General features: G+C 49.0%; 12 protein-coding genes and 1 pseudogene. 4 read left to right on the forward strand and 9 right to left on the reverse strand.

What is annotated here, in order from left to right:
- Window positions 1-77 precede the first annotated feature (77 nt).
- The 5 genes and pseudogenes from hisG to ABJO30_12485 form a co-directional block, all read right to left on the reverse strand.
- Window positions 78-725 (reverse strand): annotated as a pseudogene (gene hisG, locus ABJO30_12465) (ATP phosphoribosyltransferase).
- On the reverse strand, window positions 722-1,777 hold the full coding sequence (locus tag ABJO30_12470; GenBank protein ID MEP3233632.1) for an ATP phosphoribosyltransferase regulatory subunit: 1,056 nt from the start codon (window positions 1,775-1,777) through the stop codon (window positions 722-724). The pseudogene hisG and the gene ABJO30_12470 overlap by 4 nt, the downstream one beginning before the upstream one ends.
- Window positions 1,778-1,780: 3 nt before the next feature.
- Complete coding sequence (gene hisS / locus ABJO30_12475) at window positions 1,781-3,235, reverse strand: histidine--tRNA ligase (GenBank protein ID MEP3233633.1); 1,455 nt, start codon at window positions 3,233-3,235, stop codon at window positions 1,781-1,783.
- Window positions 3,236-3,352: 117 nt separating this feature from the next.
- A complete protein-coding gene (locus tag ABJO30_12480) occupies window positions 3,353-3,967 on the reverse strand; it encodes a DNA-3-methyladenine glycosylase I (GenBank protein ID MEP3233634.1) in 615 nt (204 codons plus the stop codon).
- 59 nt (window positions 3,968-4,026) lie between these two features.
- A complete protein-coding gene (locus tag ABJO30_12485) occupies window positions 4,027-4,743 on the reverse strand; it encodes a protein phosphatase CheZ (protein ID MEP3233635.1) in 717 nt (238 codons plus the stop codon).
- A 212-nt stretch (window positions 4,744-4,955) separates the two neighbouring features.
- Between ABJO30_12485 and ABJO30_12490 the strand changes: the two genes are divergently transcribed.
- Together ABJO30_12490 and ABJO30_12495 are read left to right on the forward strand one after the other, a co-directional pair.
- Complete coding sequence (locus ABJO30_12490; protein MEP3233636.1) at window positions 4,956-5,735, forward strand: DUF2927 domain-containing protein; 780 nt, start codon at window positions 4,956-4,958, stop codon at window positions 5,733-5,735.
- 287 nt (window positions 5,736-6,022) lie between these two features.
- On the forward strand, window positions 6,023-6,772 hold the full coding sequence (locus ABJO30_12495; protein ID MEP3233637.1) for a L,D-transpeptidase: 750 nt from the start codon (window positions 6,023-6,025) through the stop codon (window positions 6,770-6,772).
- A gap of 84 nt (window positions 6,773-6,856) precedes the next feature.
- On the opposite strand, the gene glcF is transcribed toward ABJO30_12495, so the two are convergent.
- The 3 genes from glcF to ABJO30_12510 are packed head-to-tail and all read right to left on the reverse strand — an operon-like array spanning window position 6,857 to window position 10,878.
- Window positions 6,857-8,221, reverse strand: a complete 1,365-nt coding sequence (glcF, locus tag ABJO30_12500) for a glycolate oxidase subunit GlcF (GenBank protein ID MEP3233638.1) — start codon at window positions 8,219-8,221, stop codon at window positions 6,857-6,859.
- A 9-nt stretch (window positions 8,222-8,230) separates the two neighbouring features.
- On the reverse strand, window positions 8,231-9,418 hold the full coding sequence (locus ABJO30_12505) for an FAD-binding protein (GenBank protein ID MEP3233639.1): 1,188 nt from the start codon (window positions 9,416-9,418) through the stop codon (window positions 8,231-8,233).
- Window positions 9,415-10,878 (reverse strand): FAD-linked oxidase C-terminal domain-containing protein, encoded by a 1,464-nt coding sequence (locus tag ABJO30_12510; GenBank protein ID MEP3233640.1) that lies wholly within the window; start codon window positions 10,876-10,878, stop codon window positions 9,415-9,417. Before ABJO30_12510 ends, ABJO30_12505 begins: the two co-directional genes overlap by 4 nt.
- Window positions 10,879-11,283: 405 nt before the next feature.
- On the opposite strand from ABJO30_12510, the gene ABJO30_12515 reads away from it, so the two are divergent.
- Window positions 11,284-12,210 (forward strand): LysR family transcriptional regulator, encoded by a 927-nt coding sequence (locus tag ABJO30_12515; GenBank protein ID MEP3233641.1) that lies wholly within the window; start codon window positions 11,284-11,286, stop codon window positions 12,208-12,210.
- Between the two features lie 27 nt (window positions 12,211-12,237).
- Here ABJO30_12515 and ABJO30_12520 read toward each other — a convergent pair whose 3' ends face one another.
- On the reverse strand, window positions 12,238-13,380 hold the full coding sequence (locus ABJO30_12520) for an alpha-hydroxy acid oxidase (protein MEP3233642.1): 1,143 nt from the start codon (window positions 13,378-13,380) through the stop codon (window positions 12,238-12,240).
- 106 nt (window positions 13,381-13,486) lie between these two features.
- Here ABJO30_12520 and ABJO30_12525 point away from each other — a divergent pair, with 106 nt between their 5' ends.
- On the forward strand, window positions 13,487-14,110 hold the full coding sequence (locus ABJO30_12525; GenBank protein ID MEP3233643.1) for a hypothetical protein: 624 nt from the start codon (window positions 13,487-13,489) through the stop codon (window positions 14,108-14,110).
- Window positions 14,111-14,159 lie beyond the last annotated feature (49 nt).

Genomic DNA, 14,159 nt, shown 5'->3' on the forward strand with positions numbered 1-14,159 from the left:
TCGCTATCATCGCTCGATTGTTGCAGAACTTCAGCCAACGACACCACCAAGTTTTTTGCTAAATCAGCATGAGCACCTGACCAATTCGCCGTTTTTGACGCAAACAGGTTGGCTTGAGATTTCAGCATAACGCCGTCATCGAGCATTTTGAGATAATTCGCCCTTAACGTACTTCCAGTTGACGTTATATCAACAATCGCATCAGCAAGCCCAGCAGCCGGTGCGCCCTCAGTTGCGCCCAAGCTTTCAACAATCCGATAAACCGAAATGCCGTGACCTGCGAAAAAGCGCTGTGTCAGGTTCCAGTATTTCGTCGCAACCCTTAGGCGGCGACCATAGTGTTGGCGGAAGGACGCTGCGACATCGTCGAGGTCTTCCATGCTGTTCACATCAATCCAGCATTCAGGAACGGCCACCACAACATCTGCATGGCCAAAGCCGAGCGGTGTGAGCTGCAAAGTTGTCGCGTCATAATTGGCGATGTTCTCTTTGACGAGATCCTCGCCTGTCACACCAATATGCACCGTACCGCGTGCTACTTCGCGGGCGATCTCAGAGGCGGATAAGAAGGCGACTTCAACGCCGTCGTGCCCTTCAATAATCCCTCTATAATTGCGCTCACCATAAGGCGAGCCAACTTTAAAGCCTGCCTGTTCAAACAGTGCTTCTGTATCTTTTTTCAAACGACCCTTGGACGGGATTGCAATGACAAGTTTCTCACTCATGAGCGTGCCTCCATCCGGTCAAGCCATAAGGAGAAGCCGACTGCTGGAAGCTTCTCGCCGCCAAGCATTTCTGTCAGATGATCATAGCGACCACCACCAGCAAGAGCGCCTTTTGCGCGATCATTGGCATCGTAAATTTCAAAAACAAAGCCTGTGTAATAATCAAGCCGACGACCAAAGCCTGCGGAGAATTTGATCGAGGCGTTTAAATCATTAAGCCCTGCATCAAGTCGATTTGTGAAACCAGAGATTGCTTGGCTGAAATCAATTTCGTGCTCTTCGCTAAAGACCTCAAAGGTATGCGCGACACTTGATGCATCACATTCAAGTTCGAGGAACAGCTTGCATAAGCCAATTGCTTGGCCGGGCACGTCTGCTTGAGATTGGCGGGTTTTGATAAAGCGAGCGGCGATTTCTTCTGCACTTCGACCCTCAGCGCTGCCAAGGCCATGGCTGGTGATCATCGCGCTGACTTTTGCCGTCACCTCTTCCAAGCTCTCACCTTCGTCGCCAGTAGCCGAGGCAGTAACGGGCGTATCCATCCGCTCTAAAACTTTGGTAACTAATTCATCATCACCGAAGGAACGAGTGAGCCTGTCACGCCATGTATCTGAAAGGCCAATCGGCTGCACCAAGGCGTCGAAAAAGGCGGGATCACCGATACGAATTTCTGGCTGGCAATCACTCACGCTTTGAACGGCTTCCAATGCAAGGCGCACCATTTCGGCGTCTGCTTTCGCAAAGTCTGTATCGCCTAAAGCTTCCACACCTGCCTGAGCAAATTCTACTGGTTGCTCTTCGCGCTGACGAAAAACGGTACCCTCATAACAATATTTAGCAGCGCCACCCTTATGCTCAATACAAACGGGTATCGTGAATTCTGGGCGCAAACATAAAGCCTCACCATTTGCACTTTGCGTAACGAACAAACGACGGCGCAGCGCTTCACCCGCCGCGTTTAAAAACGGGTCAGCAGGTTGCAGAATGGCTGGTTCCACCGACGCATATCCGTAAGACTGGAAAAGCTTGGTAAGGGTGTTGAGAGTGGACACCTGTTAGCCTTTCGCCTGCTCTGCCAGAAGTTTTTTCACTTCTGAAATCAGATCATCAGCTGCAATTTCAAATTGGCCCGGACGGGTCTCGCGCCACTCTTCGTTGGAGGCGATAGCGTCTGCTTGCTTGCGGCCTTCAATCAAATCTTTGACTTGGATTTTACCTGCTTCGCGCTCGTCTGATCCTTGGATGATGGCAATCGGGCAACCGCGACGGTCTGCGTATTTCAGCTGATTGCCGAACTTCTTCCAATTACCTTGATACATCTCAGCGCGAATGCCTTCACCGCGCAATTGCTGCACCATCTTTTGATATTCGCCAAGCGCTTCCGTGTTGCCATCCATAACAGTGACGAGCACAGGGGCTGTCACGTCAGAGGTGCCAAGCTTGCCAAGGTTTTTAAGCGCGGTCACCAAACGCGACACGCCGATTGAAAACCCAGTGCCCGGCACATCGCGGCCCGTGAAGCGTTTGATCAATCCATCATAACGACCACCACCGCCGACAGAACCAAACTGAACGCTTTCACCTTTTTCATTGGTGACGTCGAACAGGAGCTCTGCCTCATAGACCATGCCTGTGTAATATTCGAGACCACGGACGACGGATGGGTCGATCTTGATACGGTCTGAACCATAACCTGCATGATCGAAAAGGCTTTGCATCTGATCAAGTTCAGATTGCCCCTCACCTTCAATTGTCTGGCTCCCATCGGTATAGCCGATGACTTTATCAATACCAGCAGCGTCCAGCTTCGCACCTTCAGTAAAGTCCCCACTCTCATCTTTGCGGCCTTCACCAAGCAGAAGCTTCACGCCTTCAACGCCAAATTTATCGAGCTTATCAATCGCGCGAAGCACAGTGAGACGACGTTCTGTGTTTTCATCACCGCCGAGGCCGATTGCTTCCATCACCCCATCAAGCACTTTGCGGTTGTTGACGCGGATGACATAATCGCCACGCGCAATGCCGAGGGCTTCCATGGTGTCGGCCATCATCATGCACATTTCAGCATCTGCCTGCACACCCGGTGCGCCGATGCTGTCCGCGTCGAACTGCATGAACTGACGGAAACGACCCGGTCCCGGTTTTTCATTGCGGAACACATAGCCTTGGCGATAGGTGCGGAACGGCATTTGAATTTCGTTGATGTTTTCTGCCACATGGCGCGCAAGTGGTGCCGTCATGTCATAGCGAAGGCTCATCCATTGTTCGTCGTCATCTTGAACGGAGAACACGCCCGCGTTTGGCCGATCTGTATCTGGCAAAAACTTGCCCAAACAATCCGTATATTCAAACATCGGCGTTTCCACCGGATCAAAGCCATAACGCTCATAAACTTCGCGAATTTTTGCGATCATTTCATCAGTCGCGCGAATGTCGGAAGCGGAGCGATCCACAAAACCACGCGGCAGACGAGCTTTTGGCTTTTTCTCTTTGTTTTTCTTAGCTGACATGATGGCTTTCGACTTGGCTCTGAGGCACTCTAAATTGTTGCCGCTTTCCTAGCCGATAAGGCCGACCGCTGCAAGGTACTGCTTACCATGACGACACCTTGAAATAGCGATGATTAATTATGTAACAGGCCGTTTTAACGCTGCCCGCTTTTCTTCAACGATGGCCCAACAATCGCAACCGTCCACATGGTCATTCACCATGCCCATTGCCTGCATGAATGCATAAACCGTCGTTGGCCCGACAAATGACCAACCACGCTTTTTCAAATCTTTAGATATTTTCGTCGATGTTTCCGTAAAGCCCGGTATATCCGCCTTCGTCATTTTCGCTGGACGCCCTTTTTGCGCTTCTTCTTCAAAGCGCCAAAAATAGGCCGCCAGTGACCCGAACTCTTGCTGCATCTTCAAGGCTTGTTTCGCATTATTGATGGTGGATTTAATTTTACCGCGATGGCGAATAATGCCCGCATCTAAAACCAGTCGCTCAATATCGTCCTCGGTGAAGCCTGCAACCTTGGTAATTTCAAAACCTGCAAAAGCTGAACGGAAGTTTTCACGTTTACGCAAGATGGTGAGCCACGACAGGCCGGACTGAAATCCTTCAAGGCAGATTTTTTCAAACAGCCTCGTGTCATCCGTGACAGGGTTTCCCCATTCATAATCATGATAGCGCACATATTCGGGGTCTTCGCCCGGCCACCAGCAACGATTTTGAATATTGGATGTTGTCATAATGCTCTCCCGTCAATTTGGGCGAGCATAAGCGCTGAGGCTAAAGCTGCAAGATGGAATTATCCAAAAAGAGCGTCGATATCATCTTGAGATGCAACATTATCGTCTGTTTCAAGCGATGGGCCATTCTTAAGGCGATCATCACCTTCGCGGGTATCCATTGATTCCGCTTCGACACCTTCGAAGGAATCCATACCACCCCAAATCTCGATCATACGGTCGGTCCGTTCAGACACGAACCGAAGAGCTTCAACCACTTTGGTAATCCGTTGGCCGGTAATATCTTGGAAGTTACAAGCTTCATAAATCGAGAGAACTTTTTCTTGGATGTTCACGGCGATCAAGCCTTCATCCCCAACCAGCGTGTTTGCAAGCGTGGTTGCATCAGCTTCCACCTGTTCTACCGCGTTAAGAATTTGGTTTGTTGCAGATTCAGTGCCGCTAACAACCGCATCCAACTCATCTTCTGGAGTGCTGCCAGACTGTTGCATACCAGCGCTGTTTATTGAGGCAATCTCAGCTTTAGTTTTAGCAATCGCCTCGTAAATCTGATCAAGTTCGTTCTTGATACCGATGGCTTCAGCTATGCTCGAGTTAGTTTGAGGAGCCTTGCTACCGTCTGATTGTTCAGTCAATGGACAGATATGAGATTTCAATACCGCCAATTCATCCATTATCGTTTTAAGCTGATCATTATCAAAACTACCACCTTCAGACGGTGTGCTTTGCGGCTCATTGCGTGAGAAGGATTCAAAACGATATACTTTGGATTTCATCAGATAATCTTTTTTTTGTAGCGATAACATCAAAATACAGGTGAAAACGTTAAGCTCGACTTAATTTCATCAATTCAGCAACAATTGTTGTTCCACCCTTGAAATTTGAAAAATCACATGCAAATCTTCTCGAAGTGGCTAATTTAATAAGAAAAACATAAATGATGGCACGTCACAAACTGCATTCTTGCGTAATTAATTTTCTGCAAAAAATGGATATTTTTTACAATACTCCTCAGGAAAACAGAGTATTTAATACTTTATGTGCTGTACTTATACTTATTTTTTCACCCGTTATTCTCACAAATGCTCAGGCAGACAACATAACGATTGATCAAAAGGTCATCAAACGAGATTTCATGCGTGTCGTTATGTCGGCGGAATATGGTGGGAACAGCAAATTTGGGCGTTCCGTAAAAAAATATGATTCCACTGTCCGCTTTGCAATCATCAATCATTCAAAACTTGATCGTAGACAAGCCATAAAAGGTTTCGTCTGGAGCCTGCCGACAAAAATCGCTGGCTTGAAAACCTCCGTGGTATCTAATCCACAACAAGCAAATTTCCGCATCCACGTTGTCGATAAAGATCAATATGCCGATGTCATCCGCAATGAAATTTACGGTGGCGCTCGCAAACCTGTGCGTGGCAAATGCTTCGTTCGGGTGCTGGCCTCTAAAAATGCGAACAGCATTGGCTCGACTGATGTCGTTATCCGTTCCGATGATGGCGAGCGCTTATTCCAGCGCTGCATGGTTGAAGAAATCTTGCAGGGCCTCGGCCCTCTCGCTGATCGTGGCAACAAGAATTTCAGCATTTTCAACACAGCCTCGCAGCATTCCAGCTTTACAGTCCATGATCAGGTCTTGATGAATATATTGTACGACCCACGGATCAAGCCGGGCATGTCTAAGTCGCAAGTTGCGAAAATTTTGCCAACAGTAATGCATGACTGCCTAAAGCGGCTCAACTTGATTGAGCCGCAAAGCTAAGTTGCCTGACAAGGTTTCTAATAAAGGCTTCTGGCAAGGTTTCAGGCGATAAAACCAGCAAGTTTCGTTAACCATTCTTCCCAACCATTTGCTAACCTTAAGCGATGATTTACGGCTCACAGCTGCGTGAGGCGGGCAAACGTTTACTATTTAGCGCCCTGCTTCACGTACTCTATTGGCAAGGCGCTGTGTTTTTGGCGCCCTTTGTTTGAGACGAATTGTAGAGAGTACGTCACATGTTTGAAAAAACCTTATCCCGTTTGACCCTTGCGGGTCTCGGAATACTCATGGGCGGTGCAATGTTAATTGCGCCGGCAGAAGCAGGAAGCCGCTACGGGGAACAACCTCCTGTTGTTCTAAGTCCTGATTTAACAGAACCATGGCAATTACAACTAACCACACCGCGTAGCGCGAAAGTGGTTACTCGATCTTCTAAATCCTTTGCGCGTCAAAAACGCCAAAATCGCAAGAACAAACGCGCTAAACATGGTTATTCCACTTCCGCGCTTGCAACGGGTGCTTCCCTTCGCACGAAGAAGAAACAGCAGCGTTATTCAACAACACAACGTAGCCGCGAATTACCTAAGCGCTTTTTGCCACAAGTTGTTGAATATAATACCAATCAAAAACCAGGCACGATCGTGATCGATACGACAAGCCGTTACCTATATCTCGTATTGGGCAATGGTGAAGCGCGCAGATACGGCGTTGGTGTTGGCAAACAAGGCTTCGGCTGGACAGGCTCTGAACGCGTAACCCGTAAAGCAGAATGGCCATCATGGCGTCCGCCAGCAGAAATGATTGCCCGCGAACGTAAAAAAGGCCGCATCTTGCCTGCTTTCATGCCAGGTGGTGTTGAAAACCCAATGGGCGCACGCGGTATCTACCTCGGCTCCACCCTTTACCGCATCCACGGCACCAATGCGCCTTGGACAATCGGTCAGGCTGTTTCATCAGGCTGCTTCCGTATGCGCAATGAGGATGTTAGCGATCTTTACCCACGGGTAAAACTCGGCGCAAAGGTTGTTGTAATCTAACGATTACTTTTGAACCCTAAAAACAAAAAAGCCCCGACATTCACGTCGGGGCTTTTTTATTTATGCGTGTTTTTATCCTGCGCCTTATTCAGCCGCTTCTGCAATTGTTGCTACCCGTTTATCTAAGCCATTCTTCGCAACGACTGTCGGGATTTCCCCGCCATAAACCCAGTTGAGCAATTCGATGGTATGCACGATTGGAATATTGGCCCCATCATCCGCCATGCCATTTGCAATTTGCGTGATGCAGCCAATGTTACCTGCCGCAATCATATCCGGTTTGATGCTTTTGATGTTCTTGATTTTGCGATCACGCAATTTGCCTGCGATTTCTGGCTGCATAATGTTGTACGTGCCAGCCGACCCGCAACACAAATGCCCCTCAGGCACATCTGACACAGCAAACCCGGCAGCACGCAACAAGTTCTTTGGCTGCATCGTGATCTTCTGACCATGTTGCATTGAACAGGCCGAATGATAAGCGAGCTTTATCTCTGGCTTGAATGCTGGCGTTGGCAATTCTGTCTCGCTTAGATATTCGACAATATCTTTTGCAAGAGCTGATACCTTTTTCGCCTTTTGGGCATAAGCCGCATCATCACGCAGCATGTGGCCGTAATCCTTGATTGTCGTGCCACAGCCTGAGGCGGTGATCACAATCGCATCGAGGCCATCGCCCTCTATTTCCGCCGTCCATGCATCAACATTTTGGCGAGCCGAAACAAGCGCTGCATCTTCTTTACCCATGTGATGAACGAGCGCACCGCAACAGCCCTCACCCTTTGGCAGGACGACTTCAATGTCCAACCGCTTCAACAAAGAGATGGTCGCTTCATTGGTGCCCGGCTGCAATACAGGCTGGGCACAGCCAGATAGGATTGCAACACGCCCGCGTTTTTGACCCGTGGCTTCATAGACTTTCGGGCCAACGGCGTCAGTTTTCTCAGGCAACGACGAAGGTGCTAAATCCAACATGGCACCAAAGCGCTCTGTCATCGGGATAGATTTCATTACACCTGCAAAGGGCTTGCCCAATTTTGCCAATTTGGTGGCTGTTCTAAAGCGGCTTGGATAAGGCAGCACATTTGCCAAGATCGTACGGATCAACCGATCCATAAACGGGCGTTTATAGGTGTTTTCGATATGGGCGCGAGCATGATCAACCAGATGCATGTAATGCACGCCAGATGGGCAAGTGGTCATGCAAGAAAGACAGGACAAACAGCGGTCGATATGTTTGACGGTTTTTGCGTCTGCCGGACGATCGTTCTCCAACATTTCTTTAATCAGATAAATGCGACCGCGTGGACTGTCGAGTTCATCGCCTAAAGTGAGATAAGTCGGGCATGTCGCCGTGCAAAAACCACAATGAACACAGCTTCGCAAAATCTTTTCAGAATGCGCAGTATGGCTGTCTTTTAATTGGTCAGGGCTAAAATTCGTTTGCATATTCAGTCCCTATCCTTCTGCAACCATGAGCCCAGTGTTCAACACACCGGCAGGGTCAAAACTTTTCTTAATGCCATGAGAGACCACTTTTAAGGGCTCTATTTGAGGTTCAAACACATCAATGCGGGATCTCAACTCTTCAGATCCACGAATGAGCGTTGCATAACCTTCTGCTGCATTGGCTGCATTACGAACAGTCTCAACGCCGGCATCATCTTCTTCATCAATAGCAAGCCAAACCAAGCCGCCAGACCAATCAAAATAATAGGTGCAGTCAATCGCCTGCTCTATCACTGCAATCGTATTCGGCGCTGATGTTGGACGCACAGACAATTTCCAGATGGCTTTGTTCTTTGGCTCTGTAAGAAATGTGACATCACGAACACTCGCCCAAAGATCGCCCTGCGTCTTGCCTTCAACGACACTCGCCTCACCATAGTTCGCGAGAGCTTTTTGAAGCTCAGCCAAACGATAGCTTACTTGTTCATCAAAGCCTTCAACCCGTATGAGTGTGCGTGGACCTTTGTCGCCAATACAAGCGGGCAAATGCGCAAGTCCTGTTGGTTCAAACGGCGTTCCAGCGGCAGCACAAAGCGCTTGTATTGCAGTTTCATCATCAAGCCCTTTGAACATCAACGTCGCAACACGGTCTGGTGCAGGCAGCAGCTTAAAGATGACTTCCGTTAAAAGCCCCAGCGTGCCCCATGCACCGGCCTGTAGCTTCACAAGATCAAGGCCCGTCACGTTCTTCATAACGCGGCCACCATTTTTGATAATCTCGCCTTTGCCGTTGACGAAGCGAACACCGATGAGGCTATCGCGCGCAGCACCGCCGTAGATGCGGCGTGGGCCTGAAATATTGCCAGCAACAACGGCACCAATTGTCGGCGAACCTTTCGTGCCAAGCAAAGCGCTATGATCCATCGGCTCAAACGTCAGCATTTGTTTATTGTCTGCTAAGGCCTTTTGTATCTCGGCCACTGGTGTACCAGCTTTCGCCGCCAACACCATTTCGCCCGGCTCATACAGGCTAATGCCAGATAAGTTTTTGGTCGAAAGCACTTCATCGGTTGTGATGTTTTGTCCGATAGAAGAACGCGTGCCACCCCCTTGAATGCGCAACCGCGTTCCCGCTGCTGTGGCTTCTTGAATGATTTTTGCTGCTTCTTCTTCAGTCTTTGGTGCGTGGGTAATCATGCCGCAGCCTTCTTCTTTTTATCTTTATCATCGCCCCTTGCATCAAGCGGGAAGACTTTCGCAGGGTTCATGAGCCAGTTCGGATCAAAAACAGCACGAACAGCCATTTGTTGATCGAGATCAACTTGGTCAAATTGGTGCAGCATTAGATCGCGTTTTTCGATGCCGACACCGTGCTCACCTGTGAGGCAGCCTCCAACGTCAACACAAAGCTTCAAGATATCATCGCCTGCAAGCTGCGCTTTCATCCGCTCTTCAGGATCGTTCACATTGTGCAAGATCAACGGGTGCATATTGCCATCACCAGCGTGGAAAACATTGGCAACGCGCAGGCCATAATGCTCGATAATTTTCGTCGTTTCTTTCAACACATGGTCAAGTTTTGAAAGCGGTACGGTGCCATCCATACAGATATAGTCAGCAACACGACCCGTTGCGCCAAAGGCCGATTTGCGGCCTTTCCAAATGGCAGCGGCTTCCATCGCGGATTGGCTTTCTTTGATGGTGGCAACATTATTACGTTTCGCAATCTCGACAATGCGCGCAAGCATTGCATCCATCTCAACCTCAGAGCCTTCAACCTCTACGATGAGCAACGCTTCCACTTCGAGTGGGTAACCAGCATGGGCGAATTCTTCGCAGATATGAATGGCTTCTTTGTCCATATATTCAATGGCAACTGGCACGATACCTTCGGCAATAATATCCGCGACACAAGCACCTGCGACCGTTGGATCATCAAAGCCAAACAGAACAGGCCGTGCGCCTTCAGCCTTGTGCAAAATTCTAACAACAGCTTCCGTTACAATACCCAGCTGCCCTTCAGACCCGCACATTAAACCAAGCAAGTCATAGCCAGGTGCATCAAGCGCCTCACCACCAATATCAACGATGGTGCCGTCTAGCATCACCATTTTGATGCCCATTAGATTATTTGTCGTGACACCATATTTTAGACAGTGTGCCCCGCCCGAGTTCATGCCGATATTGCCTGCGATTGTGCAAGCAAGTTGCGATGAAGGATCTGGCGCATAAAAGAAGCCATCCGGCCCCACATGCTCCGACACGCGAAGATTGGTCACGCCGGCTTGTACCCGCGCCATTCTATTGGCGAAATCAACATCAAGCACTTGGTTCATTTTTGAAACGCCGATCACAACCGCATCTTCTTGCGGGATCGCGCCTCCAGCCAGAGATGTTCCAGCACCACGCGGCACAACAGGCACCCCCTGTTCAACGCAATATTTTAAAACTGCGGCTGTCTGCTCAGTGGTTTCTGGCAAGACTACCGCCAACGGAACACGCCTGTAAGAAGTAAAGGCATCCGTTTCATAGGGCACCAATTCGCGTTCATCGCTTATCAAGCAATCGTGAGGTATGAGGGCCGATAACCCATTTACAATCGAATCCCGCCTTGCGAGAATGTCTGGGTTTGGTTTTGGAATTTCAATCTCTGACATTTTTTCTCCAAATCGACGCTGATCAACTATGCAGCTTGCAATGGACCTTTGCGGTATTATGCGAGCCACGCAAGAACACAAGGAGAGATTTATAGGGTTTGCCGCAAAATTGCCAAACAAAAGCATCTATCTTTGCCAACAAAAATAAAAGCATCGCTTAATTGGGAAACTCCTTCCAATCTACCGGTGTATGAGAAAAAGATGCAAACCATGGCAGTTGACCCTAGGGAAGAATTACGATAGGCCCGCGGCCTAATTCCGCACCGCAGAATGACACACATTTCGCTAGTGCGATGTTTTTTGGGGGGAACCAAAAAAAACTGGAATACATGAGCTTTCTCAATTTTAATTGAGCGAGCAAATGCACTATAATGCACACGCCTACAAGGGGAACAAATACGGGTAATGGCATATTTCCATGATTTTGAAATTTTCGCGCGTGTTGTCGCGACAGGCAGCATGTCTGCTGCTGGACGAGAGCTGGGGTTTTCTCCAGCACTAATATCGAAGAGAATGAAGCGCCTCGAGGAAAGACTTGGCGTTAGACTTTTGCAACGAACCACGCGGCAAATCGCACTTACTGAAGTTGGGCAAGGTTTCTACGAACGAATCTTGAACATTCTGGCAAGTGTAGAGGAAGCTGAAAACTACGCGACAAGGCGTTCGGAGACCGTGCGCGGCACGCTAAAGGTTGCAGCACCAACAACGTTTGGTCGCATGCACATAGCACCCTATTTGCCGCAGCTTTTAGCGAAAAATCCTGACATCTCGATCACCCTTGACCTATCTGATGACTTTGTTGATTTGGTTGCTGATGGTGTTGATATCGCGATACGAATTGCTGAGCTTAAAGATTCAAGCCACGTGGCCAAGAAACTGGCTGCAAACACACGCATTTTATGTGCATCACCTGAATATCTCAAAAAACATGGTGAGCCAAAAAGCATAGCTGATTTGGCAAATCACCAATGTTTGGCAACTGCCAGCCAAGATATTTGGAACATGGTTGGGCCGGATGGTCCTGTCACAATCAAGCCAGAGGGTTCAGTCAAAACCAATTCCAGCGAAGTTGTGCGGGAAGCAGCCCTTGCAGGCCTTGGTATCGCCAACCGCTCAACATGGGATGTGGGGGCGGAGCTTGCCAACGGCAAACTCAAAATCATCTTGCCACAATATCGCGGGTCACGGAATGTGGGTGTCTACGCGATCTACCCAAGCCGCCAGTATCTACCAACGAAAGTGCGCGTATTCTTGGATTACCTGTCCTCACTTTATGGCGGGGCCAATCCATATTGGGAAAAAGGGCTAGAGAAGGTATTGAAGAAAGACTAGGTGTTCCCCGCCTTTCAAGGCTTATCTCTAGTCGTTCAAAACCAGGTTATGGCGGCCGACATTGGCAATGTCGGTTTCGCCACATAGCCCCATCGTGATATCCAGTTCTTTCTGTAAAATTTCAAGCGACTTGGTGACACCTGGTTTTCCCAGCGCGCCAAGGCCATAGATATAAGAACGCCCGATGAAAGTGCTTTTTGCGCCCATCGCAATGGCACGAAAAACATCTTGGCCAGAGCGTATGCCGCTATCAAAATGCACATCGACCTTATCGCCAACCGCATCGACGATTTCGCGCAGCACATCGTAAGAAGCAAGCGCGCCATCAAGCTGCCGCCCACCATGGTTTGAGACGACGATCGCATCCACATCAAGATCTGCTGCAATCTTCGCGTCTTCAACGTCATTGATGCCTTTAAGAATGAGCTTGCGATCCCAATGCTTTTTGACCCACTCTACAGAGTTCCAATCAAGGGTCGGATCAAATTGACTTGCCGTCCATTCACTCAAGGAGGACATATCCTCAACACCAGACACATGACCAAAAATATTGCCAAAGTTACGGCGTTTGGTCTGCAACATCTTCAAGCCCCAGCGCGGCTTGAACATAAGATCGAACATAACGCGCGGCGTTGGCTTTGGTGGTGTTGAAAGGCCGTTCTTCACATCCCGATGGCGCTGCCCTAACACTTGCAGATCAAGGGTCAACATCAAAGCAGAACAATTGGCATCATGCGCGCGGCGCATCAAGTTTTCGGAAAAACCACGATCACGCATCACATAGAGCTGAAACCAAAACGGGTTTTTGGTATGTTCAGCCACATCCTCAATTGAGCAGATCGACATGGTCGTAAGTGTGAATGGCACACCAAACTCTTCTGCAGCTTGTGCCGCAAGTATCTCACCATCAGCGTGCTGCATGCCGGTCATTCCAACCGGACCAAGTGCCACAGGCATCACGGCATCTTCACCGATTATCTTGGTTGTCACCGAACGATTATCAATATTGACGGCGACCCGCTGGCGAAGCTTTTGCTTTTGCAATGCTGCTTCATTGTCGAAATAGGTGCTTTGGGTCCAAGAGCCAGTATCTGCATATTCATAAAACATTTTAGGCACCCGCTTTTTAGCAAGCGCTTGAAGGTCGTATATATCGGTAATTACTGGCATGGCCACGTGTCCCCCTGTTGGTCTATCCTTTTTAGAAACAGTTTCGTGAAATTCCAAGCAAAACTATGGAATAGTGAAACGATCATGCTTTTTGGGGGATACAACAATGCCACTGCAAAACCGAATGGACCCTGAAGGCTGCATCCATATAACCCCTTCGCGTGGGACGATGATGGGCAATCGTGGCGGGCGCATCCATGATCCTGAGACGAAAACACTCACCAATCGTCGTTGGGCAAACAAGGCTTGGATCATCTGCGTAACAGAGTTCAACAACCGCCACCGCACCTTAATGGGATATAGCTATACGGAGCTTTTCTTTCTCGATGAAGTAACAGCTTTAGCAGCGGGCCATCGCCCGTGTTTTGAGTGCCGCCGAAAAGCCGCCAAAGCCTATCAAGCAGCATGGCAAAGTGCCGAAAGGCTGCCTGAAGCGCCGAAGGTCGGCTTTATGGACCCTGTTCTTCATGGCGAGCGGTTAGAGGGAAAAGTACAGCGCCGTCACACTATCCACAAATCGAACATTGTTGATGGCCTCGTGCTTTCGCATGAGGGCGCATTGTATGCAGTAAAGGGTGGGCAATTGCTTCGCTGGAGCTTCGAAGGCTATGCAAGATCACGGTTTAGCGTCGATGACCTGCCAGAGATTTGCACTGGCGTAACGCCTCCTGCCAGCATGAAAGCGCTTGGCCACGGCTACCAACCCATTTGGCACCCAAGCGCCATTTAAAAACCTGATCAATTGATCACGGATTATCATTGGACATTCAAATGGTTGC

Source organism: Hyphomicrobiales bacterium, from assembly GCA_039973685.1.
Taxonomy (GTDB): domain Bacteria; phylum Pseudomonadota; class Alphaproteobacteria; order Rhizobiales; family JACESI01; genus JACESI01.